This window comes from Mycolicibacterium moriokaense, assembly GCF_010726085.1.
Classification (GTDB): domain Bacteria; phylum Actinomycetota; class Actinomycetes; order Mycobacteriales; family Mycobacteriaceae; genus Mycobacterium; species Mycobacterium moriokaense.
Genome location: NZ_AP022560.1, coordinates 480,336 through 506,784, shown reverse-complemented (window position 1 = coordinate 506,784; position 26,449 = coordinate 480,336). Strand labels below are relative to the sequence as shown.

Genomic DNA, 26,449 nt, shown 5'->3' with positions numbered 1-26,449 from the left:
ACGGCATGAACACAACGCACTGGGACGAGACGCCGGTGGGTGCCTGCACACAGGATCCCGAGCGGTGGACGACCTCGGCGGACGAACAGGCCAAGGCGATCTGCCGGGCATGCCCGCGCCGTTGGCTGTGCGCCCGCGACGCGTGCGAGTTACCTCGCGCCGAAGGTCTGTGGGCCGGCATCGTGATCCCCGAAGGGGGTCGCGGCAGAACGTTTGCCCTGCGCCAGCTGCGGTCGCTCGCCGAGCGCAACGGCCAGCAGGTCCGCGCACGTCGCTACTACTATGCGGAAACCGCCTGACTTGTCGCCCGCCGCCGCGATGGGGGGTCGGCGGTGGGCGACTACCAGGTGTCGATGAAGCGTCGATCCGGGCGGCGCGGTTCGTGCATGGTGGCCGCCGCCAACGTGTCGATGATGAGCCGGCGGGTGTCGGCCGGGTCGATCACATCGTCGATCTCGAAGAGCTGAGCGGCGTTGAGCGCCTTGGCATTCTCCTGGGCCGCTGCGGTGGCCTGACGCACCCGCTCCTCGCGTTTCTCCTCGACGGCGATCGCCTCGAGCTCCTTGCGCAGACCGAGTCGCACCGCACCTTCGAGTCCCATAGGCCCGAGATGCGCCCCCGCCCACGCAACGGTGAGGACGGGTTCGTGCAAGCTGCCGCCCGTCATCGCTTGCGCGCCAAGGCCGTAACCGCGACGCATCACCACCGCCACGACCGGCACACTCATAGCGGCCCCGGCGACGAGCATGCGCGACGCGCGGCGCACCAGCGCCTCGGCCTCGGCCGCGGGACCCACCATGTAGCCCGGGCCGTCGATCAGCGAGACCACCGGCAGCCCGAAGGTGTCGCACAGTTGCAGGAAGCGCGCCGCCTTGTCCGATGCGGCCGCGGTGATCGCGCCGGCCATCACCATCGAGTTGTTCGCGATGATGCCAACAGCGCGCCCGTCGATTCGCGCCAGCGCCGTCACCATCTCGGCGGCGAATCGCGGCCGCAGGAACGTCACCGACCCATCATCGGCCAGCGTCTCGATGATCGGATTCACCGGATAGGCACGGCGTGCCCGCTCGGGAACCATTGTGCGCAAGGCTGTTTGGTCGCCTGCGTGACCCGGTGCGGTCGTGCCCTGGAAGTAGGCGAGCAGCCGTTTGGTGACGGCGACCGCCTCCGCCTCGTCGGCGACGACGACGTCCACCACGCCGTTGGGCTCCTGCATGCGGATCGGGCCGACCTCGTCAGGGTGGACGTTGCCGAGCCCGCCGCCCGCGATCATCGCCGGCCCGCCCATACCGATGGAGGTGTCCTCCGTCGCGACGATCAGATCCGAACAGCCGGCAATCACGGCGTTGCCCGCGAAGCAGCGGCCCTTGACGATCGCGATGCGCGGCACCAGACCCGACAGCGCGGCCCAGAGCTTGAACGCGCGGGTGTCGAGGGCCGAGACGGTGGGGTAGTCGGTGTCGCCCGGTCGTCCCCCGCCGCCCTCGGCGAAGAACACCGTCGGCAGGCGCATGCGCTCGATGAGTTCGAAGAGGCGGTCCTTCTTGCGGTGGCCCAACGAACCCTGCGTACCGGCGAGCACCGTGTAGTCGTAGGACAGCACTGCGCAGGCCGCGCGGTCCTCGCCGAAGAGATCGCCGTTGATGCGTGCGGTGCCTGCCACCAACCCGTCGGCCGGGGTCCTCGCGATCAGGTCGGCAAGGTCGCGCCGGTGGCGCTGGGCGGCGATCGCGAAGCGGCCGTATTCGACGAACGAGTCGGGGTCGACTAGATCGGCGATGTTCTCCCTGGCGGTGCGACCGTTGCTCGCGTGCCTGCGTTCGACGGCGTCGGGCCGCGCCGCATCCTCGGTCAGCGCTCGGCGCTGCAACAACTCGGCATAGTCGGCGCGAATCGGGTCGTTGGGCATGGGTGGTGATGCTAACAAGCTGTGATACTTAGCACCCTATTAGTTAGTGTGCTATCTATCGGAGTACGGTGGGTGTTATGACTGTCATGGACGCGGCCGTCGATCCCCTCGCCCTCGAACGGCAGGTGTGTTTCGCGTTGGCGGTCACCAACCGTGCGGTGTTGGCGGTCTACCGTCCGCTGCTCGAACCGCTCGGCCTCACCCACCCGCAGTACCTCGTGATGCTCGCGCTGTGGGATCACCACAAGTCGAATGCGGAGCGGCCACTGACGGTCAAGGAGATCGCCTCGACGCTGCAATTGGATTCGGCCACGTTGTCGCCGATGCTCAAGCGGCTGGAGGCGCTCGGGTTCATCACCCGCTCGCGCAGTGCAACCGATGAACGTGCCACCGACGTCCGGCTGACCAAAGTGGGTATCCAGCTGCGTCGCCGCGCGCTGAAGATTCCGCCCGCGGTGGTGGAACGCCTCGGCGTCGGCCTCGACGAACTCGAACAGCTGCACGACGTACTCACCCGTGTCAATGCTGCGGCGCTGGCGGCGGGAACTCTCGATGAAAGGAAGGATCCGCGATGAACTCGACGACGAAGAGGCCGGGTCCGCTGCAGTACATCGCCTACATCTACGGCAAGCGTCTGCCCGACTCGATGCGCATGTGGGTGGCTCACGACCTCGCCGACCACGGAGCTGTCCGGCGGCACATGATCCGCATGGCGATACCGCCGTTCCTGGTGCTCGCCCCGTTCTGGTTACTGCCGGCGTCGCTCTACGTGCACATGGAGATGACGGTGCCGATCTACATCTGGGCCCTGCTGATGGCGCTCGCACTGAACAAGGTGTGGCGGCGCTATCGGCTCGCACAGCACGGTTGGGACCCCAACCTGGTGGACGAGATCAACCGCAAGAAGAACGCCGCCATGCACGAGGCCTACGCCCGCAAGTACGGGCCGCGTCCGCAAGAGGCGCGCTGGCAGGCGAACAGCAGCCCGTTCTAGGCGTAGAGCGAGTCGACGACACGGGTCGCGGTGGCAAGGTCGACGCCCGTCTCGTCGCGATAGGCCTTGATCGCGCCTAGCTTGTTGCCTGCGGCGACCAATTCCCGCACCCGTGCCGACACTTCGGTGCGGGAGAGCGCCGCGAGATCGGGCATCGGCACCCCGGTCTGCTCGTAGAGGTGCTTCACGAGTTGTTCGAGAGCGCCGAGGCGCGCGTAGATGTCGTTGGTGGACGTCACCGGCACAGTCTGACACCAGAGTTATCCACAGGCAGGCCGAAACCTGCGCCTGACCTGTCGGCGTCCGCGTTTAGCGTGCAAGGCATGACGAACTGGATAAACACGGTCAGTCGTGGCCACGTCGAGCGTGGGGTGCGCGGGCGTTTCACACAGGCCAACCACGGCAAGCCGCACATGTTGCGCAAGATGGAACGGGGCGACTGGATCATCTTCTATTCGCCGAAAACCGACTATCCAGAGGGTGATCCGCTGCAGGCCTTCACCGCTATCGGACAAGTCGTCGACGATGAGCCCTACCAGACCGAAGTGGCGTCCGACTTCCAGCCGTGGCGCCGCAACGTCGACTTCCTCGAGTGCACCGAAACGCCGATCCGGCCGCTGCTGGAGAAGCTGAACTTCATCGAGGACAAGTCGCGGTGGGGCTACAAGTTCCGGACGGGGGTGTTCACGATTGACGACCACGATTTCGAAGTGCTCCGTTCGGCGATGACGGGCTCGAGGTGAGGCCTACTGTGTTCGGGTGAGCAACATCGACCCGGCGCCTGCTGAAGTCGCCTGTGCGCCATCGGCATTCACGGGCGTGCTGCACGCTCGGGAAGTGCCGCTGGGCGGCCCGCGGGCGATCCGGGTCCGCCGGACCTTGCCGCAGCGGGAGCGGTCGCTGATCGGGGCGTGGTGCTTCGCCGACCACTACGGACCGCATGACGTCCGCAGCGGTCCCGGCATGGACGTGCCGCCGCATCCGCACACCGGTTTGCAGACGGTCAGTTGGCTGTTCAGCGGGGAGGTGGAGCACCGGGACAGTGCCGGTGTGCACGCGATGGTGCGGCCGGGTGAGCTCAACTTGATGACGGCGGGCGCGGGAATCTGCCACTCCGAGGTGTCGACATCGGCGACCACCGTCTTGCACGGCGCGCAGCTGTGGGTGGCGTTGCCCGACGCCGCCCGCGACACCGGCCGCGACTTCGCGCACTTCGCCCCGGAGCCGCTGTCGCTGGGCGATGCCACGCTGCGGGTGTTCCTCGGCGAGCTCGCCGACGTTCGTTCGCCTGTGCATACGTTCACGCCGCTACTCGGTGCGCAGCTCGACCTCGAGCCGGGCGCCGACCTGAGGCTCGATGTTGACCGCGACTTCGAGCATGGCGTGCTGCTCGACCAGGGCAAGGTCGAGGTCGCGGGCACCGCCCTCAACGTCGCCGATCTCGCGTTCCAGCCCACGGGCTGCGACCAGCTGCACATCGTCAACCGCGATGACGGCCCCGCTCGCGTCCTGCTGCTGGGCGGCACACCGTTTCCCGAGCAGTTGGTGATGTGGTGGAACTTTGTCGGCCGCAGCCACGAGGACATCGCGACGTACCGCCAGCAGTGGCAGGAACACGACGACCGGTTCGGCTCGGTCGAGGGCTACGTCGGGCCGACGACCCGGCTGCCCGCGCCTCCCCTACCGAACGTGACGTTGCGACCGCGTCCGAATCCCGCGCCCTAAGCCGCCTCGGCGAAGGTGAACGACGTCCCCACGGCGTTGGGCACGAACGCGTCGGGCAGCGCCGCCGCCAACCGATGCTGCGCCTTCCAACCAGTGCAGTGTGCGGGAACCAGGACGTCGGGCCGCAACTCGCGGAACGCGTCGACGGTCGGTTCGATGATGGGCTCGAAGGCCTTTCCGCCGAGGTGGAACCCACCGAGCAGGGCATGCAGGCGGTCCACGCCGGTCAGCCGCAGGGCGTGCCGCGCGATGTTCACCGCGCCGGCGTGACCGCAGCCGGTCAGTACCACCAGCCCCCTGCCGCGGACATGCACCACCAGCGCCTGCTCGTCGAGCACCAGCGGGTCGGGCTCCCAGCGACCGTCGCGCAGCGCCTGGTGGCCCGGCAGCCCGCGCTCGAACTCCGTGGTGCGGTCCACCTCGCCGGTGATCAGCACCGATCCGTCGAGGAGCAGCGACGGCTGGCGCCGCTCGATCACCTCGAACCCCTCGGCCTCCAGCGCTGTGCGGCTCAGCGTCGGCAGTTCCAGCGCGGGCGCGTTCGGCAGTGCGAACCGGCGCCGGCTGAACACCAGCGGGTGCACCGCGAGGGGCAGTCCGCTGCGGCCGCGGAGCCGTGCCAGCCCGGGGAAGCCGCCGTCATGGTCGGGATGGCCGTGGCTGAGCACGACGGCCTCGATCGCCGACGCGTCCAGATCCATACGTGCGAAGTTGGTCGCCATACCCTCCGGTGAAATGCCTGTATCGAAAAGCACTGTGTGCGTTCGATTCTCACGACGCGTCGTCACCAGCGCCGAGAAACCGTGCTCGGCGATCAGTCCCGGCGTCGAGCGGCCCTCCTCGAACTGCGGGGCTGCCACCGGCGCCACCTTGCCCATCCCGGTCCGGCGGGCCGGACCCACGTCGGTCATCAACATGTCGTAGCTGTTGTCCACCAACGTCGTGATCACGAGTTCGTCGACCGGCGCGAGTGCGATCGGGTCAACCGCGGTGCCCTCCGCTCGACGGGGTGCGGAGGCCAGGGCGTCTGCGGCGGTGCCGCCGTCGTCACACATGGCTCCATCTTGCGCTGCCGGGTATAGAGGAGGAATGGCAACCGACAAGACCGGCGCGACCACCACCGTCAGCCAAGAGGCCGACCGCTTCACCATCTCCGTGGACGGCACCGTCGCCGGCTTCACCGAGATCGTCGACCGTGACGGTCGGCGCACCTTCACCCACACCGAGGTCGACGACGCGTTCCAGGGCCGCGGCCTGGCCTCGATCCTGATCGCCGAGGCGTTGGAGCAGACGCGCGACGCCGGCCTGCGGATCGTGCCGGTGTGTTCGATGGTCGCCTCCTACGTGAAGAAGCATCCCGAGTTCGACGACGTGGTCGACGCCGCCGACGCGTAGCAAACCCGGGGCCGCTATCGTCGTCGCCGATGACGACTCGGGACAGTGCTGTCGACACAGCGCAGCGCGGCGGCACGCCAACGGCCTTCTTCACGCCGGACGGCGACCTGTTCGCGCCCACGCGGATTGCGCGCGGGCCATGGGGCCAGACGATCAGCGGCAACTACCTCGGCGGGCTGATCGGTCACGTCATCGAACGCGACGCCGGGGAGCCCGACCTTCAGCCGGCTCGCCTGACCGTCGACCTCTTCCGGCCTGCGGCACTCGCGCCGCTGCGCATCGACACCACCGTCGTCCGGCAGGGTCGTCGCCTGAAACTGGTCGACGCCGTTGCCGTTCAAGGCGACACCGTCGTCGCGCGGGCCAGCGCATTGTTTCTGCGCCGCGGTGAGCAACCGGTCGACGAGATCTGGACTTCACCGATCACCATGCCGCCACCGCCGCCGACACCGGATCCCATCCCCCGCGGGCTGCATTCCCTGGTGTGGACCTACGGCAAGGAGGAGCACACACCGGGTCCCGGCTTCGGGCTCGTCGCCTGGGAACACACCGGCCCCAAACACATCTGGGTGCGCGACATCCGTCCGCTCGTCGACGGCGAAGAACTGACCCCGTTCACCCGGGCGTCGATGGCCGGTGACATGGCCAGCTCGCTAACCCATTACGGCCCAAACGGTTTGCAGTTCATCAACGCCGACTACACGTTGACGCTCAGCCGCCTGCCGGAGAGTCCGTACATCGGTCTGACCGCGATGACCCACTCCAGTCACGCCGGGGTGGCGACCGGTGTCGCCACCATCGTCGACGAGTTCGGCACGATCGGCAGTGCGACGGCCACCGCGCTGTCTAACCCCGGCTTCGATCCCCCGCACCCGTAGAAGCGTCCGAAATCGCCGAAACTACGGTTTCTGACGGGATTCGGCTGAAATCCGTCAGAAACCGTAGTCTCGAGCGCTCGAATCGCTCTAGCTGATGCCGACGACCTCCTGCGCGATCTCCGCAACGCGGGTCTGCGCGGCGGACACCAGGCGCGCCCGGTTCTTGTTCGCTTCCTCGTACGCGATGATCGCGCGGATGTCGGCCGGCGACTCCAGCTCCTTCACCGCGGCGACGGCGTCGTTGAGATTCAGCTCGTCGTAGTCAGGGATCGGCAGCTCCTCGACGTCGAGGACACCGGTTGCAGCGCGCGCGTTGTGCAGCGCATCCGCGGCCTGCTCGGCGCCCTCATCCCGGACGACGCCCTCGGCGGTCTGCAGCGCCGCATCGCGCGATGCGCCGATCGCCTTGAGCGCCACCTCGCCGGCATGCTGCGCGCGGCGGACCAGGTCATCGACGGCCGGGCCTGCCGAACGCAGCAGCTCCGCGACCCGATCGGCCGACTGCACCGACCACTGTCCGGGCAGGCCGACGATCTTGACGGCCGTACCCGCCGCGGCCTGCAGCGGTGTGCGGCGCAGCGCTGCGGGTCCGCCGAGTGCGTCCTCGGCCAGCACCGTGGTCAACCAGTTGACGGTGGCCGAGTGCGCGGTGATCAGGCGGTCGGCCAGCTCCTGGACGTCGGCGTTCTTCGCCGCGACCGCGAGCGCCTTGATGTAGCGCGACCGGTCGAGCAGCTGATCCTCGAGCGCGAGGTCGCCGAGCAGGGCCTCGTCGAACGGCTGTGCCTGCTCGGTCAGCGCCTTCACCGCGGCGGCGGCGCGGCCAAGGAACGGGCCGATGGTGTCCGGGAAACCGCCGAGGTCACGGATCGCCTTCTCGATCGCCTCGGCGCGGATGCGCCCGTTGTTCGCGTTCTGGGTCAGTTCCTTGCGCACGGCCTCGGTGCGTGCCTGCGCAACGCGGGTCTCGGCGACCTGAATCTCGGTGTGCGTCAAGTCGAGAACGGTACGCAGTTGGTTGATCAGAGTGGTGTGGGTCGTGCTCGTCATCGTTGAATCGCCCCTTAAGCGTTGACGGTTTGAGGTCGGCGCTGGGGTGCACCTGTCCGTTGGCTACCCGACGCACCGGGCAGCCCAACATTCAGGTGTGTGAGATAAGTCGCACCGCGCTCAGCGCGGCTTGAGCACTAGCACTGGGATCTCGCGATCGGCCCAGCTCTGATACGTGTCGAAGTCGGCGTAGGCGTCCACCAGCTTGGGCCACAGCCGCGCCCGCTCCTCCGGACTCGCCACCTCTGCGCGCACCGCCCGCCGATCAGTGCCGATCTCGATGTACACGTCGGGGTTGGCCACCAGGTTGTGGTACCACTGCGGATGCGTGTCGCGACCGCCCTGCGACGCGACGATGATGACGTCGTCGCCGTCGGTGATGTACACCAGCGGTGACACGAACGTCTTCCCGGACTTGCGCCCGGTGTGCTCGAGAAGCAGCGTCGGCACCGGCTTCTTCAACCCCGCGCCGATGCGCCAGTTGGCGCCGATCTTTCCGCCCGAGCGCCGATACACCCACACGTGAGCCTTGCCCGCGTACTTCATCGCCTTGGCGACCAACGGCGAATTCAGTTGCTTGGGCTTGTTTTTCGGATCCATCGGGGTCCCCTTAGAGGTATTGGGCCGTGCTGCCGCCGACGGGCATCTCCGGCATGCCGAGCTTGCGATGGTCCCAGCTGCGCATCCTGCTGGGCACCACCCGGACGCAGATCCGGTTGTGCATCATCTGGTCGACGAACGGGCGCATCTCGTCGGTGTATGGGCCGGTGTAGCGCTCCCACACGCTGATGCCAACGCGCAGAACGGTTTCCGGGTCCTCGACAATCTCGGCGGTGCCGTCGATCGAGACGCCGCGCAACGTGTCGTAGGTCTTGCCGTCCTCGATCATGACGGTGATCGTCGGATCACGGCGCAGGTTCACCGCCTTCTGCGACTTGGCCTTGGTCTCGAACCAGATCTCTCCGTCGACGACGGCGTACCACATCGCGACCAGGTGCGGCCGCCCGTTCGGCAGCAGGGTGGCCATGGTGGCCGTACGGCTGCGCTCGATGAACTCAGCGATCTCGTCATCGCCCATCACGATTTTTGAACGTTCGTTCTTGCCCACGAAGCCGATCTTGTCAGGTCGTCGTTGCGGTGACTGTCACCGGGATGCCGTTGAGTGCGCCGTTACCCGACGGCTCGTCGATGAACGTCGGTGGGGACAGCACGTTGGTGTTGACCCCGGGCGACCCGTTGGCGACGGACATCCGGGTGCCGGGCTTGCCGTGGCCCCAGCCGTGTGGCATCGACACCACGCCGGACATGATCGCGTCCGTCACTTCCGCGGCCACCTCGATGGTTCCGCCCGCCGAGGTCACGGTGACGACGTCGCCCGTCGACACTCCGCGTTTGGCCGCATCGTCGGTGTGGATCAGCAGGGTGCAGCGGTCGCGGCCCTTCATCAGCGGCCCGACGTTGTGCAGCCAGGAGTTGTTCGACCGCAGATGCCGTCGGCTGACCAGCACCAACTCGTCCGGCGCCCGGTCAAGGCGCTGCGCCAGCCGCGGCAGGTCGTCGAGCAGATACTGCGGGGCGAGCCGGATCTTCTTGTCCGAGGTGCCCAGCACCTCGGGGACGCGGGCCACCATCGGGCCGAAGTTGATGCCGTTGGGGTGCGCCTTCAGCTTCTCCAGCGTGAGGCCGTCGGGATTCTCGCCGTACCGGTCGCCGAAGGGGCCGGTGCGCAGCGTGAGGTCGAGGATCCGTTCGGGGCCGCCGTGGTCATAGTGCTTGCGGATCTCGGCGCCGTCGAGGCCGACGGTGAAGGCCATGTAGTCGAAGAACCCGTCGTCGATCGCGGCGACGTCGACGTCCTCGGCCGGGGTACCGGTGCACAGCCCCGTCAAGCGGATGAGGATCTCCCACTCCTCGGGGGCGTCGGGGTCCGTCCGGTTGAACACCGGTGCGGAGTAGTTGGCGATGGAGTTGATCGCGAAGTTGAGGATGAGGTCATCGTGGTGTGGTTGTTCCAGCGGCGACGGCGCGGGCAGGATTACGTCGGCGTGCCGAGTGGTCTCGTTGAGCCACAGGTCGACGGAGATCATCGCGTCGAGGGTGGGCAGCACCTCGTCGAGCTTGTGCCCCGCCGGGGTGGACAGCACCGGGTTGCCCGCGACGGTGATGAGCGCCTTGATCTGGCCCTCCCCCGGCGTCGCGATCTCTTCGGCCAGACACGACACCGGTACCTGTCCGAGGACCTCCTTGGCGCCGCGCACGCGGGTGCGAAACCGGCCGAACTCCGGTGCGCCGTCCTCGAGGCCGGGGATCGGTTGCACGGTCACGGACCAGGCCGCTGCGCGCGGGAACATCGACCCGCCGGGCTTGTCGAAATGGCCGGTGAGGATGTTGACGACGTCGACCAGCCAGCTGGCGAGGCTGCCGAATTCCTGGTTGCACAACCCGATTCGGCCGTAGACGACCGCGCGTTCGGTGCGTACGAGCTCGCGGGCCAACCCTCGGGTGCGCTCGGCGCTGATACCCGTGACGCCGGCGACGCGCTCCGGGGACCAGTCGGCGGCCACCTCGCGCATGCGGTCGAGCCCGTCGATGTACGGAGCCAGCTCACCGAGGTCGACCAGGCCCTCCTCGAACAGGGTGTGTGCGACGGCCAGCAGGAGCGCGGCGTCGGTGCCGGGGGTGATCGGCAGCCACTCGTCGGCGCGCGCCGCGGTGGCGGTGCGGACCGGGTCGATGACAATGACCTTGCCGCGCTTGCGAATTGCGCCGATGATGCCCATCACGTCGGGCGCCGCCAGGAGTGATCCCTGCGATGCGGCGGGGTTTGCGCCCATCACCACCAGCAGATCGGTCCGCTCGATGTCGGGCACCGGGAACGTCCACCAGCCGCCGTACATCAGATGCGACGACAGGTTCTTCGGCCACTGGTCCACCGTCCCGGGCGAGTAGGACAGCGGGATGCCCGACATGCCCAGCAGGACGCCGGTGTAGCGGCCGAGTGAGAACGAGTGCGCCAGCGGGTTTCCCGTGTAGCAGGTGACCGCGCCGATGCCGTACCTCTCGACCACCGGTGCCAACAGCTCGGTGCAGCGCCGGAATGCCGCGTCCCAGCTGACTTCCTGCCACTCTCCGTCCACCTTGATCATCGGGTGACGAATCCGGTCCGGGTCCTCGTGCACCACCCCCAGACTCGCCCCCTTGGGGCAGATGTGCCCGCGGCTCCAGACGTCGTCGGGGTTACCGCGGATGCTGGCGACCCGTCCGTCGACGACCTGAATCTCCAGTCCGCACATGGCTTCACAGAGCGGACACGTGTAGAGGTGCCGGCCGTCCTCGCCGACGCCGGCCAACAGGTTCGTCTGTCCGGTGGTCACTGCGGTCATCGCTCCTCCGCTCTTCCGCGAAATAGCGTTCCGGGTCGTGAGCTAGGCCGAATTGCAGCCCGGAATGCTATTTCGCGGCGAAACCCGCTTGTTGTGACACACTGTAACGACAAACGGCGGACGGGAGGGCGCGAATGGTGCACACGACCGAACGCCGTCACCGGCGCCAGGGGTCGCGTCGAGACCCGTCCATCGACGCCGCGGTTCTCGCCGCGACACGGCGCCTGCTGGTCGAGCGCGGCTATGCGGCGACGACCATCGACCTGATCGCCACCACCGCGCAGGTGAGCCGTCCCGCCGTGTACCGCCGGTGGAGTTCCAAGGCCCAGCTGGTGCACGAGGCGCTCTTTCCCGACCTCGGCCCCGAACCTCCCGCCGACGACTTCGTCGCCGAGATCAACCGACTGTGCCGCGGCGCCATGGCCATGTACGGCGACCCGGCCGTGCGTGAGGCAATTCCCGGTCTGCTCAACGACTTACGCGCGGACCGACGGATGCGGCGCCTCCTCAGCGACCGGCTCGAGGCCGCCGCACGCAGCCAGCTCGCCGAGCGCATCGATGTGGCGGTCACCGACGGCACCGCCCGGTACGGCGTCGACGCCGACACCGTCATGGACGTGATCGCGGGCGGTGCCTGGTACGCGGTCTGCGTGCGGCACGTCAAGGACATCGATGCCGCAGCCGCGCGGCTCAGCGATCTGGTGCTGCGCGGCGTCCTGGCCTGACGTCCCCCGGTCACAGGTACATGCCAGCAGGGGCGCTGGCGCGGTAGCGGCCGTTGCCCACCTCGATGAGCAAGGCCGCGGTGGTGATCTCGCCGCCGTCCGTGGAGAGCACGGCGCGACGGACGATCTCGCGCAGATCGCTACCGCTGGTGTCCTCCGGCAACGCGGCGACCACCGCCGCGGTGTTCACAGCGTCACCACCCGGCATGTTCGCGACGAGGGCGGTCAGGATGCGGGCCGCGTCAGCGCGGGTCGGGTACCCCACTTCGACGATGGCGTCGAAGCGGCCCGTGCGGATCGCCGCCTTGTCCAGAGTCGCGGTGTCGTTGGTGGATGCGAGGGTGAGGATGCGCGCCTCGGCGGCGATATCCATGGCCTGCAACAACTCCGAGAGCCCACCCCTCGCCCCCGCGTGCCGATCGCTGCACCACAGATCGACATCTTCGAGGATGAGCAACACGGGCCCGCCGAGGCGTTGGGCCTCCTCGACCACCGCGGACAACAAGTGCTCGCCGGCCTTCGCATCGACGTAGATGGCGGTGAACTCGCCCGCCGTCTCGGCGGCGATGACCGCGCTGACAGCCGACTTCCCCGTTCCGGGTGGTCCGCACAGCAGCACACCCCGCCGGGCGCCGAGACCGTGGGCGTTGAGCAGCTCGTGGCGGTCCCGCACGGCGGTCACACCGAGGTCGATCTCACTCCACACCTGTGGGTCGACGATCACGGTGTCCCGGGTGAGTGTGGTGGTCAGGTCGATCACCGTGAGGCACAAACCGCCCTTGAAAGTCGCGCGGACCGCGCGCCCGCGGTACGGGTTGAGCTCGTTGGCGCGGGCGGCCAGACGGTCCAGCACCGCACGGGCGGCGTCCTGGTACCCGCGGGTGACGTAGGCGCTGACTTCCGCTGAACGCATGACGGTTTCGCGGGCTTCGATCGCGATCACGCATCCGGTATCCGGCAGCAGCGTGCCCGCCGGAAAGTGGACGCGCAGGCACTGGGGATGGCGGTAGAGGACGTCGCCGATCTCGGTCTGCGTCCACTTGGGCGGATACGAATACTCGCCCGGCCCGACCTCGACCACGTCGTCGTACATGGCGATCCACTCGGCCAACGCCACCGCGGTGGTCAACCGCGACACCGGATGCAGGGGGCGGTCCTCGTCGATGAGCTGTCCCGCATCGGCGACGCCCAGGCATCGCGCGGTGAATCGCTCCGCTGACTCGCCACGCTCGGGCTGGGCCGCCACACCGACCAACAGCTCCCCGAGTGCGCGCAACCCCGGCCGCACATCGTGGGGCAGGTCGTCGAGGTATGCGCCGACGTCGGTGATGAGCCGGCGGCGCGACTCAACGCCGTCGAAGGTATCGGCGGTCGGTTCGGTCAATTGGTCGTCAGTCAGTGTCATCGATCTAAGTGGTCATCGGATTCGGGCAGAACCGAAAAGGGTCGCACCCGATCCGCAGATCGACAACTTCTTTTTAGTGCGTGACTACGGCCAGGGGTTGTAGCCGCCGGGCATGTTCTGCAGCATGCCCAGGCAGGTGCCGAGATGCCGGCCAGGAATGCACGGGATGCCGTTGACCGTCGGGGTGCCGGTGCCGGGGGCAGCGCACTGCCCGGTGAAGGGATCGGTGTAGAAGCTCGGCGGGCATGCCCCGGCAGGAGCCGCGGTGACGACGGGCGCGACGGCGAACGCACACGCGCAGCCGACGGCGACGGTCCATCTGGCGATTGAATTCTTCGATGCCATCGTCGCGCCTTCTTTGGGGGTGGAGTTTCATCGTAAACACAAAAGCCGCGACCCGTTCGGGTCGCGGCTTTTCGCGCGGCAGCTTAGATATTCGCTAGCCGAGATTGTGGGCGAAGGGGGACTTGAACCCCCACGTCCCGAAGGACACTGGCACCTGAAGCCAGCGCGTCTGCCATTCCGCCACTCGCCCCAACAACCGGGGAAGACTATCACGCACGGCGGCCCGCTCCCCAACCGCGGAGGTCGGCACCGGTGGGCATCGCCGGCCGCGCACGGTGTGCTGACCTGGCGCGATCGGATTCTCACAGTTCCGTTGGTCCCGCTGCGACGTGCTAGGCCGATACCATGCAACCAGCAACTGTGGCCAGGCGACACGCGGTGGAGGACCATCGCGGGTATGAGAGTGACCATCTACGAGACCAACAACGAGTGAGGCGGGCGGTGACATGGGTCTGGTCGACCGTTTCGAGCGCAAGCTCGAGTCGACCGTCGGCGACGCATTCGCCCGGGTGTTCGGCGGATCGATCGTTCCGCAGGAGGTCGAGGCGATGCTTCGCCGGGAGGCCGACAGCGGTGCGCGCGAATTGGCCGCAGGACGAGTTTTGGCGCCAAACGACTACGTCATTACCCTCAGTGTGCCTGACTATCAGAAGGTGAGTGCCGACCCGGACCTCACATCGGCGACTTTTGCCAAGCACTTGGAGGGATACATCCATGAGCAGGGATGGCAAACGTATGGTGATGTGGTCGTCAGGTTCGAAGAATCATCCAGCCTGCACACCGGACAGTTTCGCGCGCGGGGGGCGGTCAATCCTGACTCCACCGGTGGCGATCCCACCCCACCACCACGAACACTTTCGTCCAACGCAGAATCAGGAGTACCGATGAGCGACAACCCGACGCAGTACGGCGGCCCGGGACCGGGGCGGCCCGCCGACGAATACTACGACGACCGATACGGCCGGCCCGAGGACCGCGGGCCCGAGCCGCGTGGCCCCTACCCGCCGCAGGAGCAGGGCGGCTACCCACCGCAGCGCGAGGCCTACCCGCCGCGTCAGGGCGGCTACCCCGAGCAGGGGGGCTATCCCGATCAGGGCGGTTATCCGCCGTCGTACGAGCAGCGTCCGCCCGCCGGCTACGGCCCGCCGCCCGGCGGCGGTTACCCGGACCAGGGTTACCGCCAGGCGCCCGGTGGGTACGGACCCCCGCCCGCCCAGCCGGGATACGGCCCTCCTCCCGGTCCGCCCGCGGGTGAGTACGACTACGGCCGTCCGCCGGCACGACCCGAGGAGGGCTACGGCAGGCCCGAGCCTCGGCCGGCGTATCCGGATCAGGGCGGCTACGGCGACCAGGGCGGCTACCCGGATCAAGGCGGCTACCCCGATCAGGGCGGCTACGGCGGACCGGCCTACGGCCGCCAGGACCAGGGTTACGCCCAGCCTGACTACGGCCGGTACGGCGATGCCGGTGCCGGCTACGCCGAGCCCGGGTACGGCGAACCCGCGGGCGGCTACGACTACGGCCAACAGCAGGGCTACGGCTACGGCCAGGGCGACTATCCAGCCGCAGGCGCCACCGTCACGCTGCACCTCGACGACGGCAGCAACCGCACCTACCAACTGCGTGAGGGCACGAACGTGATCGGCCGCGGGCAGGACGCTCAGTTCCGGCTGCCCGACACCGGCGTCTCCCGTCGCCATCTGGAGATCCGCTGGGACGGACAGGTCGCGCTGCTGTCGGACCTCAACTCCACCAACGGCACGACGGTCAACAACGCGCCGGTACAGGAGTGGCAGCTGGCCGACGGCGACGTGATCCGTCTGGGCCATTCGGAGATCGTCGTCCGCGTGCACTGAGGCTCGGCCGAGCTATAGCAGATCGGTCGACGGGGGATGCTGTGGCTTCACCCTCATGTCGCTGGCTGTCCAAGTATCGTGACGTTGCCGAAGGTGACTTGGTTTGTCGTCGATGCGACGTTGACGAATGGGGACGGAGAGGACGTCAGATGCAGGGGTTGGTACTGCAACTGACACGCGTCGGCTTCCTATTGCTGCTGTGGTTGTTCATTTGGTCGGTGCTGCGGATCCTGAGGACCGATATCTATGCGCCGACCGGAGCGGTCATGGTGCGGCGGGGACTGCCGTTGCGGAGTTCGCTGCTGCCCAATCGGGGTCGACGCAATGTCGCACGTCAGCTCGTCGTGACCGAGGGGGCGCTCGCGGGTACCAGGATCACGTTGGGAAGTCAGCCTGTCCTGATCGGCCGGGCCGACGACTCGACGCTGGTCCTCACCGACGATTACGCCTCGACACGGCATGCCAGGCTGTCGCCTCGAGGTTCGGAATGGTACGTAGAAGACCTAGGATCGACCAACGGCACATACCTCGACAGGGCCAAGGTGACGACTGCGGTACGCGTTCCGATGGGCACGCCGGTTCGAATCGGCAAGACAGTGATTGAGCTGCGCCCGTGACACTGGTGCTTCGATACGCCGCGCGCAGCGACCGTGGCCTCGTCCGGGCGAACAACGAGGACTCCGTCTACGCCGGGGCGCGGTTGCTCGCCCTCGCCGACGGCATGGGCGGTCACGCCGCGGGTGAGGTCGCCTCCCAACTGGTGATCGCCGCGCTCGCCCACCTCGACGACGACGAGCCCGGCGGCGATCTGCTGAGCAAGCTGGACGCCGCGGTGCGGGAGGGCAACTCCGCGATCGCAGCGCAGGTCGAGGCCGATCCCGAACTCGAGGGCATGGGAACCACGCTGACGGCGATCCTGTTCGCGGGCAACCGACTTGGGCTCGTGCACATCGGCGACTCCCGCGGCTATCTGCTGCGCGACGGCGAACTCACCCAGATCACCAAGGACGACACCTTCGTTCAAACCCTGGTCGATGAGGGCCGCATCACGCTCGAGGAGGCGCACAGCCATCCGCAGCGCTCGCTGATCATGCGCGCGCTCACCGGCCACGAGGTCGAACCCACCCTGATCATGCGGGAGGCCCGCGCAGGCGACCGCTATCTGCTGTGCTCCGACGGGCTGTCGGATCCGGTCAGCCAGGAGACCATCCTCGAGGCGCTGCAGATCCCCGACGTGGCCGAAAGTGCCGACCGCCTAATCGAATTGGCGCTGCGCGGCGGCGGCCCCGACAACGTGACGGTCGTCGTCGCCGACGTCGTCGACTACGACTACGGCCAGACCCAGCCGATCCTGGCGGGGGCGGTGTCCGGCGACGACGACCAGTCCGCGCCACCCAACACCGCGGCGGGTCGCGCGTCGGCCTTCAATCCGAAACGCAACGTCGCTAAACGTATTGAACCGCCCCCCGAGGAGCCGGTTCGTGCACCGAGATCGCGGCGGCGAATATTCATCGCCGCCGCGGTTTTGATTCTGGTGGTGCTGGCCGGCCTGGCCATCGGCCGCGAGATCATCCGGAGCAACTACTACGTCACCGCACACAACGGCACCGTGTCGATCATGCGCGGCGTGCCGGGGTCGATCCTCGGCCTGCCACTGCAGGAAACGTATAGACACGGGTGCCTGACCGCCCGAAACGAACTCAAACTCATCGCACCCGGGCAGGACACGCCCGGGTGTCAACTTTTTCGGGTCAGCGATCTGAAGCAGAGCGAGCGCCAGCAGGTGGAAGCCGGCCTGCCGACGGGCTCGGAGGACGAGGCCATCGTCCAGATCAACAAGCTCGCTCAGGAGTACGTGCTGCCGGTCTGCGCACCGCCTGCGCCGCCGCCTTCCCCGGCGCCGAAAACCAGCCCGGTGCCGCATTCGCCGGCACCGACGAATTCGCCTGGGCTGCCGAACAATCCGCCCGACAATGTCACGACCGGGGCGCAAACCGACGATCCCGCGACCCCCGCGCCGGAGACGCCGCGCACGGTCACCAAGCCTGCGTCGCCTGCTCCGTCGCCCAGTCCCTCCCCGTCCGCCTCCCCCGGTGCCACGTCGCCCGCGCCCCCGCCCGCCCCGCCGACGCCACCACCCACACCGGCGCAGACGGTCACCGCCCTGCCCCCACCACCGCCGGAGCCAGGGACGAACTGCCGGGAATTGTCATGACGACCCAGCCGCAGTCACCCGTGGCCGTCGTTCCCCCGCTGCCGAACCGGCGCAACGCCGAACTCTTCCTGCTGGGTTTCGCCGCCTTGATCACGACGCTGGCGCTGCTGCTCGTCGAGGCCAACCAGGAACAGGGTCTGCGGTGGGATCTGGCGCAGTACACCGCCGCGTACCTCGCGCTGTTCATCGGTGCCCATCTCGCGGTGCGGCGCTTCGCCCCGTACGCCGATCCGCTCCTGCTGCCGGTCGTCGCGCTGCTGAACGGGCTGGGATTGGTGATGATTCACCGCCTCGACCTCGCCGAGGGCGCTCTCATCGAGCATGGCCTCGGCGGCACCGCCGACCAGCAGATGCTGTGGACATTCGTCGGCGTCATCGGCTTCTCGCTCGTCGTGATCTTCCTGCGCGATCACCGCATGCTCGCCCGGTACGGCTACGTATGTGGGCTGACCGGTCTGATCCTGCTGATCATCCCCGCGCTGCTCCCCCGCTCGATGTCCGAGCAGAACGGCGCGAAGATCTGGATTCAGTTCCCGGGCTTCTCGATTCAGCCCGCCGAGTTCTCGAAGATCCTGCTTCTTGTCTTCTTCGCCTCGGTGCTGGTGGCCAAGCGCAGCGTGTTCACCAGCGCCGGCAAGCACTTCCTCGGCATGGACCTGCCCCGGCCGCGCGACCTCGCGCCGCTGCTGGCGGCCTGGATCGCATCCGTCGGCGTGATGATCTTCGAGAAGGACCTCGGCACGTCGCTGCTGCTGTACGCGTCATTTCTCGTCATGGTCTATGTAGCCACCGACCGCTTCAGCTGGCTGGTCATCGGCTTGGCGCTGTTCGCAGCGGGAAGCGTTGCGGCGTACTACCTTTTCGGCCACGTGCGGGTGCGCGTGCAGAACTGGCTGGACCCGTTCGCCGACCCCGAGGGTACCGGCTACCAGATGGTGCAGTCGATGTTCAGCTTCGCCACCGGCGGCATCTTCGGCACCGGGCTGGGTAACGGGCAGCCGAGCACCGTGCCCGCAGCGGCGACGGACTTCATCATCGCCGCCGTCGGTGAGGAGCTCGGTCTCGTCGGCCTGGCCGCTGTCCTCATGCTGTACGCCATCGTGATCATCCGCGGCCTGCGCACGGCGATCGCGGTGCGCGACAGCTTCGGCAAGCTGCTGGCCGCCGGGCTGGCGTCCACCCTGGCGATCCAGCTGTTCATCGTGGTGGGCGGCGTGACGAAGCTGATACCGCTGACCGGGCTCACCACACCGTGGATGTCCTACGGCGGCTCCTCGCTGCTGGCGAACTACCTGCTGCTGGCGATCCTGGTCCGGATCTCCCATGCCGCGCGCCGTCCGATCGTCACCACCCAGCAGCCGGCGACGCCGATCGCCGCGGCCAGCACCGAGGTGATCGAGAAGGTATGAACGCCTCGCTCCGCCGCATCGCCGTCGCCGTCATGGCCCTGGTCGTGTTGCTGCTGGCCAACGCGACCTTCACCCAGGTCTTCACCGCCGACGGGCTGCGTAGCGACCCCCGTAACCAGCGCGTTCTGCTCGACGAATACTCGCGTCAGCGCGGCCAGATCTCCGCGGGCGGCCAGCTCCTGGCGTACTCCGTGTCGACCAGCGGGCGGTTCCGGTTCCTGCGCGTCTACCCGAATCCCTACCCGTATGCGCCCGTCACCGGGTTCTACTCGCTTCGCTACTCCAGCACCGGTCTGGAGCGCGCCGAGGACAGCATCCTCAACGGCTCCGACCAACGCCTGTTCGGACGGCGGCTCGCCGACTTCTTCACCGGCCGCGACCCCCGCGGCGGCAACGTCGACACCACCATCAATCCCCAAGTGCAGCAAGCGGCTTGGGACGCGATGAAGGACGGATGCGACGGCCCGTGCAAGGGCTCGGTGGTGGCGCTCGAGCCGTCGACCGGCAAGATCCTCGCGATGGTGTCCTCACCGTCGTACGACCCGAACCTGCTGGCCACACACAACGTCGACGAACAGGCGGCCGCCTGGCAGCAGCTGCGCGACAATCCCGACTCGCCGCTGCTGAACCGCGCGATCTCCGAGACCTACCCGCCCGGTTCCACGTTCAAGGTGATCACCACCGCGGCGGCGCTGCAGCGTGGCGCCACCGAGAACACCCAGCTGACCGCCGCGGCTCGAATCCCGTTGCCGGACAGCACCGCAACGCTGGAGAACTTCGGTGGGTCGTCGTGCGGCAACGGCACGTCGACGACGTTGCGCGAGGCGTTCGCACGGTCGTGCAACACCGCGTTCGTCCAACTCGGCCTCGACACCGGCAAGGAAGCCCTGCGGTCGACTGCGCAGTCGTTCGGACTGGACACCACTCCCCCGATGATCCCGCTGCAGGTCGTCGAGTCGACCGTCGGACCCATCACCGACGCCGCGGCGCTGGGCATGTCGAGCATCGGCCAGAAGGACGTCGCGGTGACCCCGCTGCAGAACGCGATGATCGCCGCGGCCATCGCCAACGACGGGGTACTGATGCGGCCCTACCTGGTCGATAGCCTTAAGGGACCCGACCTTGCCAGTATCGGGACGACGGCGCCGCAGGAAGAGCGGCGAGCGGTGTCGCACGAGGTCGCCGATACACTGACGGATCTGATGGTCGCCGCTGAGCAGGTGACGCAGCAGAAGGGAGCCATCGCCGGCGTGCAGATCGCTTCGAAGACCGGCACTGCGGAGCACGGCACCGATCCGCGCAACACCCCGCCGCATGCCTGGTACATCGCATTCGCCCCTGCGCAGGCACCCAAGGTCGCCGTCGCCGTGCTGGTCGAGAACGGGGGCAATCGCCTGTCCGCGACCGGAGGGGCGCTGGCCGCCCCCATCGGACGTGCCGCGATCGCCGCTGCGCTGAGGGAGGGCACATGAGTGCCCTGGTCATGAGCTCTCGGGTCGGAGGCACGACGTGAGCCCCCTTGCCGGAGGCGAGAAATGAGTCCGCGCGTCGGGGCGACGCTGTCGGGCCGCTACCGGCTGCAGCGGCTGATCGCCACCGGCGGTATGGGGCAGGTCTGGGAGGGGATCGACTCCCGTCTGGGGCGTCGCGTCGCGATCAAGGTGCTCAAGGCCGAGTACTCCGAGGACGCGGAGTTCGTCGAACGCTTCCGCGCGGAGGCGCGCACCGTCGCCATGCTCAACCACCCGGGCATCGCAGGCGTGTACGACTATGGCGAGACCGACATGGACGGTGAGGGCCGCACCGCCTACCTGGTGATGGAACTCGTCAACGGCGAACCGCTGAACTCGGTGCTCAAGCGCACCGGCCGCCTGTCGCTGCGCCACGCGCTGGACATGCTCGAGCAGACCGGCCGCGCCCTGCAGGTCGCACACTCCGCGGGCCTGGTGCACCGCGACGTCAAACCCGGCAACATCCTGATCACGCCGACCGGCCAGGTGAAGCTCACCGACTTCGGCATCGCCAAGGCGGTGGACGCCGCCCCGGTGACCCAGACCGGCATGGTGATGGGCACCGCCCAGTACATCGCGCCCGAGCAGGCGCTCGGCCACGACGCGACGGCCGCCAGTGACGTGTACTCGCTGGGAGTTGTCGGCTACGAATCTGTTTCGGGCAAGCGGCCCTTCACCGGGGACGGCGCGCTGACGGTGGCGATGAAGCACATCAAGGAGACGCCGCCGCCGCTGCCCGCCGATCTGCCGCCCAACGTGCGCGAGCTGATCGAGATCACCCTCGTCAAGAACCCCGGGATGCGCTACCGCTCCGGCGGCCTGTTCGCCGACGCCGTCGCCGCCGTGCGTGCGGGCCGGCGCCCGCCGAGACCCAACCAGGCGCCGTCACTCGGGCGCGCCACACCCGCGGCCGTCCCGTCGGCCGCCCAGGCGCGGGCCGCCGCAGACCTGACCGGACGTGCCCCGGCGACAGTCGCCCGGCCCCGCCCGACCACCGGAAGCCATCGCACGCCCCCTCCCCCGGCGCGCGGCACGTTCTCATCGGGCCAGCGGGCGCTGCTGTGGGCCGCAGGCGTGCTCGGCGCCCTCGCGATCGTCATCGCCATCCTGATCGTGCTCAACGCGCAGGACCGTAAGGACCAGGAGCAGCTGCCCCCGCCGACCATCACGAACACGATCACCGAGACCACGCCGTTCTCGCCGACAGCGATGCCGGATTGGACCGGACAGGGTGCCATCCGTCATGGTGGAGCAGAATTCGGGGTAACCCGACACAATGCGATGGCGGCCCCGGCAAAGGTGCAGGGGACGCTCTCGACCACGGAGGAGCTGGGCCGGCGGTCCTCACCTCCAGAACAGACATCACGATGACCACCCCGCAACACCTGTCCGACCGGTACGAACTCGGCGAGATTCTGGGCTTCGGAGGCATGTCCGAGGTCCATTTGGCGCGCGACCAGCGGTTACACCGCGACGTCGCCGTCAAGGTGCTGCGCGCGGACCTGGCCCGCGACCCGAGTTTCTACCTGCGCTTCCGCCGCGAGGCCCAGAACGCTGCGGCCCTGAACCACCCCGCCATCGTCGCCGTCTACGACACCGGTGAGGCCGAGACCCCCAACGGTCCGCTGCCCTACATCGTCATGGAGTACGTCGACGGGGTCACCCTGCGCGACATCGTGCACACCGAAGGGCCGATGGAACCGCGGCGGGCCATCGAGGTCATCGCCGACGCGTGCCAGGCGCTCAACTTCAGCCACCAGCACGGGATCATCCACCGCGACGTCAAACCCGCCAACATCATGATCAGCGAGACCGGTGCGGTGAAGGTGATGGACTTCGGCATCGCCCGCGCACTGGCCGACGCCAACAGCGTCACCCAGACCGCCGCAGTGATCGGCACCGCGCAGTACCTGTCCCCCGAACAGGCGCGCGGTGAGAAGGTCGACGCGCGTTCGGATGTGTACTCGTTGGGCTGCGTGCTGTACGAAATCCTCACCGGCGAGCCACCTTTCGTCGGTGACTCGCCCGTGGCCGTGGCGTATCAACACGTCCGCGAAGATCCGGAACCGCCATCGCGGCGGCACGAGGGCATCACCCCCGAACTCGACGCCGTCGTCCTCAAGGCGCTGGCCAAGAACCCCGACAACCGGTATCAGACCGCCGCCGAGATGCGCGCCGATCTGGTGAAGGTGCACAGCGGTGAGCAGCCCGATGCGCCGAAGGTGTTCACCGACGCCGAGCGCACCTCGCTGCTGTCGGCGCCGCCCAGCGATCACCGGACTGACCGGATCGATCCCGTAGTGCGGGCGCAGCCCCGGTACTACGAACGGGAGCGGCGCAGCTCGGTCACGCGGTGGCTCATCGCGGTCGCGGTGCTGGCCGTGCTGACGGTGGTGGTGACGCTGGCGATCAACATGTTCGGCGGCACCACACGCGACGTCCAGGTGCCCAATGTGAGCGGGCAGGCGTCGGCGGACGCGATCGCCGAACTCCAGAACCGCGGATTCCGGACCCGCACCCAGCAAAAGCCGGATTCCAAAATCGCGCCCGACCATGTGATCGACACCGATCCGGCCGCCAACTCGTCGGTGGACGCCGGCGACGAGATCACCATCAACGTGTCCACCGGTCCCGAGCAGCGCGAGATTCCCGACGTCAGGAGCCTCACCTACGACGAGGCGGTCAAGAAGCTCACCGATGCGGGGTTCGAGAATTTCAGGCCGTCGTCGTCGCCGTCGACCCCTGAGATGAAGGACAAGGTTCTCGGCACCAACCCGCCGGTGAACCAGACGTCGGCGATCACCAACGAGATCACCATCGTGCTCGGCGCGGGTCCGGAGACCCGTCCGGTTCCTGACGTGAAGGGCCAGTCGCAGGACAGCGCGGTGCAGATCCTGACCGCGTCGGGCTTCACCAAGACCATTCCGGTCGAAGTCGACAGCACCGATCCGGCCGGACAGCTGGTCGGCACGAATCCGCCTGCGGGGCAGACCGTTCCGGTCGACACGGTGATTCAGCTGCAGGTGTCGCGGGGCAACCAGTTCGTCATGCCCGACGTGCGGGGGATGTTCTGGACGGACGCCGAGCCGCGGCTTCGGGCGCTGGGCTGGACCGGCGTCCTCGACCGGGCCGCCGATGTGCAGAACAGCGGCCAGCGCACCAATGCCGTGGTGACGCAGAGCCCCTCCCCGGGCACCGGGGTGAACTTCGACAGCCGGATTACGCTGAGTTTCGCGTCGTAGCCGCGGCGACGGCCCCGGCCACTTCGTCCTCGAGCCGGCGCACCAGCGCCTCGTCGGGCGCGGTACCGCAGTAGCCCAGCCAGTTCGCCAGCATCCGATGACCGCCTTCGGTCAGGATGGACTCGGGGTGGAACTGGACGCCGTGGATCGGCAGTTCAATGTGGCGCACCCCCATGACGACGCCGCCCTCCGTGCGCGCGGTCACCTCGAGTTCGGCGGGCATCGTCTCGGGAAGAATGGTCAGCGAGTGGTAGCGCGTCGCCGTGAACGGGTCCGGAAGGCCTTGCAGCACACCGCTATTCGTGTGATACACGGTGCTGGTCTTGCCGTGCAGCAGCTCGGGTGCCCGGTCGACGGTGCCGCCGAACGCCACGCCGATGGCCTGGTGGCCGAGGCACACGCCGAGCAGCGGAGTGCTCGCGGCCGCGCACGCCTTGACGAGCGGGATCGATGCGCCGGCCCGCTCGGGAGTGCCGGGACCGGGGGAGAGGAGCACACCGTCGAACCTCGCCGCGACATTATCGATGTCGGCGGCGGTGGCCAGACGGTCGTCGTCGTTGCGCCAGACCTCGGCGTTCACCCCGAGTTGGCCCAGGTACTGGACCAGGTTGAACACGAAGCTGTCGTAGTTGTCGACGACCAAAACCTGCATCGGACCAGGTTACAGCCCCGCGATTTGTGTGCATTCCGGCGCGCTCACCGCTCCTTAGCGCATACAAATCGCTCTAGTAGCCGACCGGGCCCGCCGGTTTGGCGAACTGCATGCGCACGGGTCCGGAGTGCCCGGCAAGTTCCACCTGCGCGCGGGGCTCCTCGCTGTAGCCCAACCCGAACCGCACGACGTACTGCCGGTACAGCGTCACGAGGGGAGCGGCAGCCAGGGCGGCCTGCATCGCCTGCGCGTCACCGATCGCCGTGATGACGTAGGGCGGGCTGTACGTGCGTCCGTTGAGCAACAGCGTGTTGCCGACGCAGCGCGGCGCCGACGTCCCGATGATGCGTTGGTCTTGCATCTGGATGCCCTCCGCGCCGGCGCTCCACAGCGCGTTCAGCACGGCATCGATGTCCTGCTGGTGCACGACGAGGTCGTCGGGAGCGGCGTCGCGGGGGAATCGGCCCTGGGCGTCGCGCTGAGCGTCGTTGAGCGTGACCACCAGGCCCGGTCCGCGCATCGGCTCGAGGCCGGCCTCGACGGCGAGCTTGGCCGACCGTTCGGTCATTGCCACCAGGGCCGCATCGGCCCCGGGCGTCCCGCCATGGTGGGTGTCCAGCGTGTTCACCAGCGAGTCGCGCTCTGCGGTCAGCCGATCCACCGACTGCTGCGCCTCTCGGACGAGGTCGACGAGGCGGGGAGCGTCGCTGCGCCTGATCTCGTCGCCGCCGGAGACGCCGTGCGTCGCCGCCAGCAGCAGCCCGGCCAACAGACAGACCACCGGCACGCCGAAGCGCCATCCGGACTTGGTCGTCGGCGCCACTGACTGGCCTCCTGGGGGACGGTGCCTGCGCATGGCCTGCGATAGGCTACGTACATCGTCGCACCGTGTGACGCCGTCTGTCCCGAAGGTACCCATGCCCAAGTCCAAGGTTCGCAAGAAGAACGACTTCACCATCAGCCCGGTGAGCCGGACGCCGGTCAAGGTCAAGGCCGGGCCGTCGAGCACGTGGTTCGTTGCGTTTTTCATCGGCCTGATGCTGATCGGGCTCGCATGGCTGCTGGTGTTCCAACTGGCGGCGTCCGCCATCCCGTTCATGGCCGACCTCGGCCCGTGGAACTACGCGATCGCGTTCGCTTTCATGATCAGCGGTCTGTTGCTAACGATGCGCTGGCGCTGAGCGACACACTGCGCGGTATGTATTCAACCCCGTCGCCGAGCGTTACCCGTTTAGCAACCTCCCGGACACCAGATCACACCGTTGTGATTCATCCCCATTGGGGATAGCACTTGTGGATAAGTTCATTAGCCACGGTAAAAGGGTGTGGACAACCCGTGCAGCAAACTGAGTGGAGCCCCTCCCCACTGGGCATCGCCGCGTGCGCCGTAGGTGGACTTATCTTGGCTGCGGGCGCTGTGACCCTGATCACAGACCCTCCGGGGCGGGTTTTGGTAGGCGTTGCCGCAATCGGCTTACTTGCGTTTGCAACCTTGTCCTGGCGGGCGCGGCCGAAGCTGGCAATCAAAAATGACGCCCTCGTCAGCCGCGGACTGTGGCGTGAGACCGAACTGCGGCAACCCGACATCAAGCTGATCCGCATCACGGAGTTCCGCAGGATCGGCCGAAAGACGCGTCTGCTCGAGATCGACACGGTTGACGGTCGGCTACTTGTCTTCACCCGGTGGGACCTGGGTACCGACCCGCTGCACGTGCTCGACGCCCTGACGGCCGCCGGTTTCGCCAGCTCCTAGCG

General features: G+C 67.9%; 28 protein-coding genes and 1 tRNA gene. 17 read left to right on the top strand and 12 right to left on the bottom strand.

Going from position 1 to position 26,449, the window contains the following annotated elements:
* The first annotated feature begins 5 nt into the window (after positions 1-5).
* Positions 6-299: a WhiB family transcriptional regulator gene (locus G6N43_RS02375; protein ID WP_083157485.1), complete on the top strand. Its 294-nt coding sequence runs from the start codon at positions 6-8 to the stop codon at positions 297-299.
* 41 nt (positions 300-340) lie between these two features.
* Here G6N43_RS02375 and G6N43_RS02370 read toward each other — a convergent pair whose 3' ends face one another.
* Positions 341-1,909: an acyl-CoA carboxylase subunit beta gene (locus tag G6N43_RS02370; protein ID WP_083157484.1), complete on the bottom strand. Its 1,569-nt coding sequence runs from the start codon at positions 1,907-1,909 to the stop codon at positions 341-343.
* Between the two features lie 77 nt (positions 1,910-1,986).
* Between G6N43_RS02370 and G6N43_RS02365 the strand changes: the two genes are divergently transcribed.
* Both G6N43_RS02365 and G6N43_RS02360 read left to right on the top strand, forming a co-directional pair.
* The gene (locus tag G6N43_RS02365) at positions 1,987-2,484 is read left to right on the top strand and encodes a MarR family winged helix-turn-helix transcriptional regulator (RefSeq protein ID WP_083157483.1); all 498 of its coding nucleotides are present in this window, start codon (positions 1,987-1,989) and stop codon (positions 2,482-2,484) included.
* The gene (locus G6N43_RS02360) at positions 2,481-2,903 is read left to right on the top strand and encodes a DUF5313 domain-containing protein (RefSeq protein ID WP_083157482.1); all 423 of its coding nucleotides are present in this window, start codon (positions 2,481-2,483) and stop codon (positions 2,901-2,903) included. The genes G6N43_RS02365 and G6N43_RS02360 overlap by 4 nt, the downstream gene beginning before the upstream one ends.
* On the opposite strand, the gene G6N43_RS02355 is transcribed toward G6N43_RS02360, so the two are convergent.
* Complete coding sequence (locus G6N43_RS02355; protein WP_083157513.1) at positions 2,900-3,142, bottom strand: hypothetical protein; 243 nt, start codon at positions 3,140-3,142, stop codon at positions 2,900-2,902. The genes G6N43_RS02360 and G6N43_RS02355 overlap by 4 nt on opposite strands.
* A gap of 84 nt (positions 3,143-3,226) precedes the next feature.
* On the opposite strand from G6N43_RS02355, the gene G6N43_RS02350 reads away from it, so the two are divergent.
* Entirely contained in the window at positions 3,227-3,646 is a 420-nt protein-coding gene (locus G6N43_RS02350; RefSeq protein ID WP_083157481.1) for an EVE domain-containing protein, read from the top strand.
* Between the two features lie 16 nt (positions 3,647-3,662).
* Positions 3,663-4,628: a pirin family protein gene (locus tag G6N43_RS02345; RefSeq protein WP_083157480.1), complete on the top strand. Its 966-nt coding sequence runs from the start codon at positions 3,663-3,665 to the stop codon at positions 4,626-4,628.
* Here G6N43_RS02345 and G6N43_RS02340 read toward each other — a convergent pair.
* Complete coding sequence (locus G6N43_RS02340) at positions 4,625-5,683, bottom strand: MBL fold metallo-hydrolase (protein ID WP_083157479.1); 1,059 nt, start codon at positions 5,681-5,683, stop codon at positions 4,625-4,627. The two genes, G6N43_RS02345 and G6N43_RS02340, sit on opposite strands and share 4 nt — an antisense overlap.
* Positions 5,684-5,717: 34 nt before the next feature.
* On the opposite strand from G6N43_RS02340, the gene G6N43_RS02335 reads away from it, so the two are divergent.
* Together G6N43_RS02335 and G6N43_RS02330 are read left to right on the top strand one after the other, a co-directional pair.
* A complete protein-coding gene (locus G6N43_RS02335; protein WP_083157478.1) occupies positions 5,718-6,023 on the top strand; it encodes a GNAT family N-acetyltransferase in 306 nt (101 codons plus the stop codon).
* Positions 6,024-6,052: 29 nt separating this feature from the next.
* Positions 6,053-6,901 carry an acyl-CoA thioesterase domain-containing protein gene (locus G6N43_RS02330; RefSeq protein WP_083157477.1) on the top strand — a complete coding sequence of 283 codons (849 nt, stop codon included), beginning with the start codon at positions 6,053-6,055 and terminating at the stop codon, positions 6,899-6,901.
* Between the two features lie 87 nt (positions 6,902-6,988).
* Here G6N43_RS02330 and G6N43_RS02325 read toward each other — a convergent pair whose 3' ends face one another.
* From G6N43_RS02325 to G6N43_RS02310, 4 genes are all read right to left on the bottom strand, one after another.
* The gene (locus tag G6N43_RS02325) at positions 6,989-7,951 is read right to left on the bottom strand and encodes a coiled-coil domain-containing protein (RefSeq protein ID WP_083157476.1); all 963 of its coding nucleotides are present in this window, start codon (positions 7,949-7,951) and stop codon (positions 6,989-6,991) included.
* Positions 7,952-8,071: 120 nt separating this feature from the next.
* Positions 8,072-8,551 carry a nitroreductase family deazaflavin-dependent oxidoreductase gene (locus tag G6N43_RS02320; RefSeq protein WP_083157475.1) on the bottom strand — a complete coding sequence of 160 codons (480 nt, stop codon included), beginning with the start codon at positions 8,549-8,551 and terminating at the stop codon, positions 8,072-8,074.
* 10 nt (positions 8,552-8,561) lie between these two features.
* Complete coding sequence (locus tag G6N43_RS02315; RefSeq protein ID WP_083157474.1) at positions 8,562-9,059, bottom strand: pyridoxamine 5'-phosphate oxidase family protein; 498 nt, start codon at positions 9,057-9,059, stop codon at positions 8,562-8,564.
* A gap of 13 nt (positions 9,060-9,072) precedes the next feature.
* Complete coding sequence (locus G6N43_RS02310) at positions 9,073-11,334, bottom strand: molybdopterin-dependent oxidoreductase (protein WP_083157473.1); 2,262 nt, start codon at positions 11,332-11,334, stop codon at positions 9,073-9,075.
* 134 nt (positions 11,335-11,468) lie between these two features.
* On the opposite strand from G6N43_RS02310, the gene G6N43_RS02305 reads away from it, so the two are divergent.
* Positions 11,469-12,059 (top strand): TetR/AcrR family transcriptional regulator, encoded by a 591-nt coding sequence (locus G6N43_RS02305; protein WP_083157472.1) that lies wholly within the window; start codon positions 11,469-11,471, stop codon positions 12,057-12,059.
* Between the two features lie 10 nt (positions 12,060-12,069).
* Here G6N43_RS02305 and G6N43_RS02300 read toward each other — a convergent pair whose 3' ends face one another.
* The 3 genes from G6N43_RS02300 to G6N43_RS02290 form a co-directional block, all read right to left on the bottom strand.
* Positions 12,070-13,464, bottom strand: coding sequence for an ATP-binding protein (locus G6N43_RS02300; protein WP_083157471.1), 1,395 nt, complete (start codon positions 13,462-13,464; stop codon positions 12,070-12,072).
* 84 nt (positions 13,465-13,548) lie between these two features.
* Positions 13,549-13,809: a hypothetical protein gene (locus tag G6N43_RS02295; RefSeq protein WP_083157470.1), complete on the bottom strand. Its 261-nt coding sequence runs from the start codon at positions 13,807-13,809 to the stop codon at positions 13,549-13,551.
* 107 nt (positions 13,810-13,916) lie between these two features.
* Positions 13,917-13,999, bottom strand: a tRNA-Leu gene (locus G6N43_RS02290).
* A gap of 256 nt (positions 14,000-14,255) precedes the next feature.
* Here G6N43_RS02290 and G6N43_RS02285 point away from each other — a divergent pair.
* From G6N43_RS02285 to pknB, 7 genes are all read left to right on the top strand, one after another.
* A complete protein-coding gene (locus tag G6N43_RS02285; protein WP_083157469.1) occupies positions 14,256-15,665 on the top strand; it encodes an FhaA domain-containing protein in 1,410 nt (469 codons plus the stop codon).
* 149 nt (positions 15,666-15,814) lie between these two features.
* Positions 15,815-16,282 carry an FHA domain-containing protein FhaB/FipA gene (locus G6N43_RS02280; RefSeq protein ID WP_083157468.1) on the top strand — a complete coding sequence of 156 codons (468 nt, stop codon included), beginning with the start codon at positions 15,815-15,817 and terminating at the stop codon, positions 16,280-16,282.
* On the top strand, positions 16,279-17,880 hold the full coding sequence (locus G6N43_RS02275) for a PP2C family protein-serine/threonine phosphatase (protein ID WP_163657934.1): 1,602 nt from the start codon (positions 16,279-16,281) through the stop codon (positions 17,878-17,880). Before G6N43_RS02280 ends, G6N43_RS02275 begins: the two co-directional genes overlap by 4 nt.
* Positions 17,877-19,289, top strand: coding sequence for a peptidoglycan glycosyltransferase RodA (locus G6N43_RS02270; protein WP_163657932.1), 1,413 nt, complete (start codon positions 17,877-17,879; stop codon positions 19,287-19,289). The genes G6N43_RS02275 and G6N43_RS02270 overlap by 4 nt, the downstream gene beginning before the upstream one ends.
* Positions 19,286-20,761 carry a D,D-transpeptidase PbpA gene (gene pbpA / locus G6N43_RS02265; protein ID WP_083151562.1) on the top strand — a complete coding sequence of 492 codons (1,476 nt, stop codon included), beginning with the start codon at positions 19,286-19,288 and terminating at the stop codon, positions 20,759-20,761. The genes G6N43_RS02270 and pbpA overlap by 4 nt, the downstream gene beginning before the upstream one ends.
* Positions 20,762-20,824: 63 nt before the next feature.
* Entirely contained in the window at positions 20,825-22,171 is a 1,347-nt protein-coding gene (locus G6N43_RS02260) for a serine/threonine-protein kinase (RefSeq protein ID WP_083151565.1), read from the top strand.
* The gene (gene pknB / locus G6N43_RS02255; protein WP_083151567.1) at positions 22,168-24,042 is read left to right on the top strand and encodes a Stk1 family PASTA domain-containing Ser/Thr kinase; all 1,875 of its coding nucleotides are present in this window, start codon (positions 22,168-22,170) and stop codon (positions 24,040-24,042) included. Before G6N43_RS02260 ends, pknB begins: the two co-directional genes overlap by 4 nt.
* On the opposite strand, the gene G6N43_RS02250 is transcribed toward pknB, so the two are convergent.
* Both G6N43_RS02250 and G6N43_RS02245 read right to left on the bottom strand, forming a co-directional pair.
* A complete protein-coding gene (locus G6N43_RS02250; RefSeq protein ID WP_083151570.1) occupies positions 24,020-24,694 on the bottom strand; it encodes an aminodeoxychorismate/anthranilate synthase component II in 675 nt (224 codons plus the stop codon). The genes pknB and G6N43_RS02250 overlap by 23 nt on opposite strands.
* Before the next feature lie 73 nt (positions 24,695-24,767).
* Positions 24,768-25,550: a DUF881 domain-containing protein gene (locus tag G6N43_RS02245; RefSeq protein WP_083151572.1), complete on the bottom strand. Its 783-nt coding sequence runs from the start codon at positions 25,548-25,550 to the stop codon at positions 24,768-24,770.
* Positions 25,551-25,611: 61 nt separating this feature from the next.
* On the opposite strand from G6N43_RS02245, the gene crgA reads away from it, so the two are divergent.
* Together crgA and G6N43_RS02235 are read left to right on the top strand one after the other, a co-directional pair.
* Positions 25,612-25,875 (top strand): cell division protein CrgA, encoded by a 264-nt coding sequence (gene crgA / locus G6N43_RS02240; RefSeq protein ID WP_083151575.1) that lies wholly within the window; start codon positions 25,612-25,614, stop codon positions 25,873-25,875.
* A 155-nt stretch (positions 25,876-26,030) separates the two neighbouring features.
* Positions 26,031-26,447, top strand: a complete 417-nt coding sequence (locus tag G6N43_RS02235; protein WP_083151578.1) for a PH domain-containing protein — start codon at positions 26,031-26,033, stop codon at positions 26,445-26,447.
* Positions 26,448-26,449 lie beyond the last annotated feature (2 nt).

Excerpts from the sequence above, each read along its gene's own strand:
- G6N43_RS02375 (WP_083157485.1), top strand. The coding sequence starts at position 6 with ATGAACACAACGCACTGGGACGAGACGCCGGTGGGTGCCTGCACACAG.
- G6N43_RS02370 (WP_083157484.1), bottom strand. The coding sequence starts at position 1,909 with ATGCCCAACGACCCGATTCGCGCCGACTATGCCGAGTTGTTGCAGCGC.
- G6N43_RS02365 (WP_083157483.1), top strand. The coding sequence starts at position 1,987 with ATGACTGTCATGGACGCGGCCGTCGATCCCCTCGCCCTCGAACGGCAG.
- G6N43_RS02360 (WP_083157482.1), top strand. The coding sequence starts at position 2,481 with ATGAACTCGACGACGAAGAGGCCGGGTCCGCTGCAGTACATCGCCTAC.
- G6N43_RS02350 (WP_083157481.1), top strand. The coding sequence starts at position 3,227 with ATGACGAACTGGATAAACACGGTCAGTCGTGGCCACGTCGAGCGTGGG.
- G6N43_RS02340 (WP_083157479.1), bottom strand. The coding sequence starts at position 5,683 with ATGTGTGACGACGGCGGCACCGCCGCAGACGCCCTGGCCTCCGCACCC.
- G6N43_RS02335 (WP_083157478.1), top strand. The coding sequence starts at position 5,718 with ATGGCAACCGACAAGACCGGCGCGACCACCACCGTCAGCCAAGAGGCC.
- G6N43_RS02330 (WP_083157477.1), top strand. The coding sequence starts at position 6,053 with ATGACGACTCGGGACAGTGCTGTCGACACAGCGCAGCGCGGCGGCACG.
- G6N43_RS02325 (WP_083157476.1), bottom strand. The coding sequence starts at position 7,951 with ATGACGAGCACGACCCACACCACTCTGATCAACCAACTGCGTACCGTT.
- G6N43_RS02320 (WP_083157475.1), bottom strand. The coding sequence starts at position 8,551 with ATGGATCCGAAAAACAAGCCCAAGCAACTGAATTCGCCGTTGGTCGCC.
- G6N43_RS02310 (WP_083157473.1), bottom strand. The coding sequence starts at position 11,334 with ATGACCGCAGTGACCACCGGACAGACGAACCTGTTGGCCGGCGTCGGC.
- G6N43_RS02305 (WP_083157472.1), top strand. The coding sequence starts at position 11,469 with ATGGTGCACACGACCGAACGCCGTCACCGGCGCCAGGGGTCGCGTCGA.
- G6N43_RS02300 (WP_083157471.1), bottom strand. The coding sequence starts at position 13,464 with ATGACACTGACTGACGACCAATTGACCGAACCGACCGCCGATACCTTC.
- G6N43_RS02295 (WP_083157470.1), bottom strand. The coding sequence starts at position 13,809 with ATGGCATCGAAGAATTCAATCGCCAGATGGACCGTCGCCGTCGGCTGC.
- G6N43_RS02285 (WP_083157469.1), top strand. The coding sequence starts at position 14,256 with ATGGGTCTGGTCGACCGTTTCGAGCGCAAGCTCGAGTCGACCGTCGGC.
- G6N43_RS02280 (WP_083157468.1), top strand. The coding sequence starts at position 15,815 with ATGCAGGGGTTGGTACTGCAACTGACACGCGTCGGCTTCCTATTGCTG.
- G6N43_RS02270 (WP_163657932.1), top strand. The coding sequence starts at position 17,877 with ATGACGACCCAGCCGCAGTCACCCGTGGCCGTCGTTCCCCCGCTGCCG.
- pbpA (WP_083151562.1), top strand. The coding sequence starts at position 19,286 with ATGAACGCCTCGCTCCGCCGCATCGCCGTCGCCGTCATGGCCCTGGTC.
- G6N43_RS02260 (WP_083151565.1), top strand. The coding sequence starts at position 20,825 with ATGAGTCCGCGCGTCGGGGCGACGCTGTCGGGCCGCTACCGGCTGCAG.
- pknB (WP_083151567.1), top strand. The coding sequence starts at position 22,168 with ATGACCACCCCGCAACACCTGTCCGACCGGTACGAACTCGGCGAGATT.
- G6N43_RS02250 (WP_083151570.1), bottom strand. The coding sequence starts at position 24,694 with ATGCAGGTTTTGGTCGTCGACAACTACGACAGCTTCGTGTTCAACCTG.
- G6N43_RS02245 (WP_083151572.1), bottom strand. The coding sequence starts at position 25,550 with ATGCGCAGGCACCGTCCCCCAGGAGGCCAGTCAGTGGCGCCGACGACC.
- crgA (WP_083151575.1), top strand. The coding sequence starts at position 25,612 with ATGCCCAAGTCCAAGGTTCGCAAGAAGAACGACTTCACCATCAGCCCG.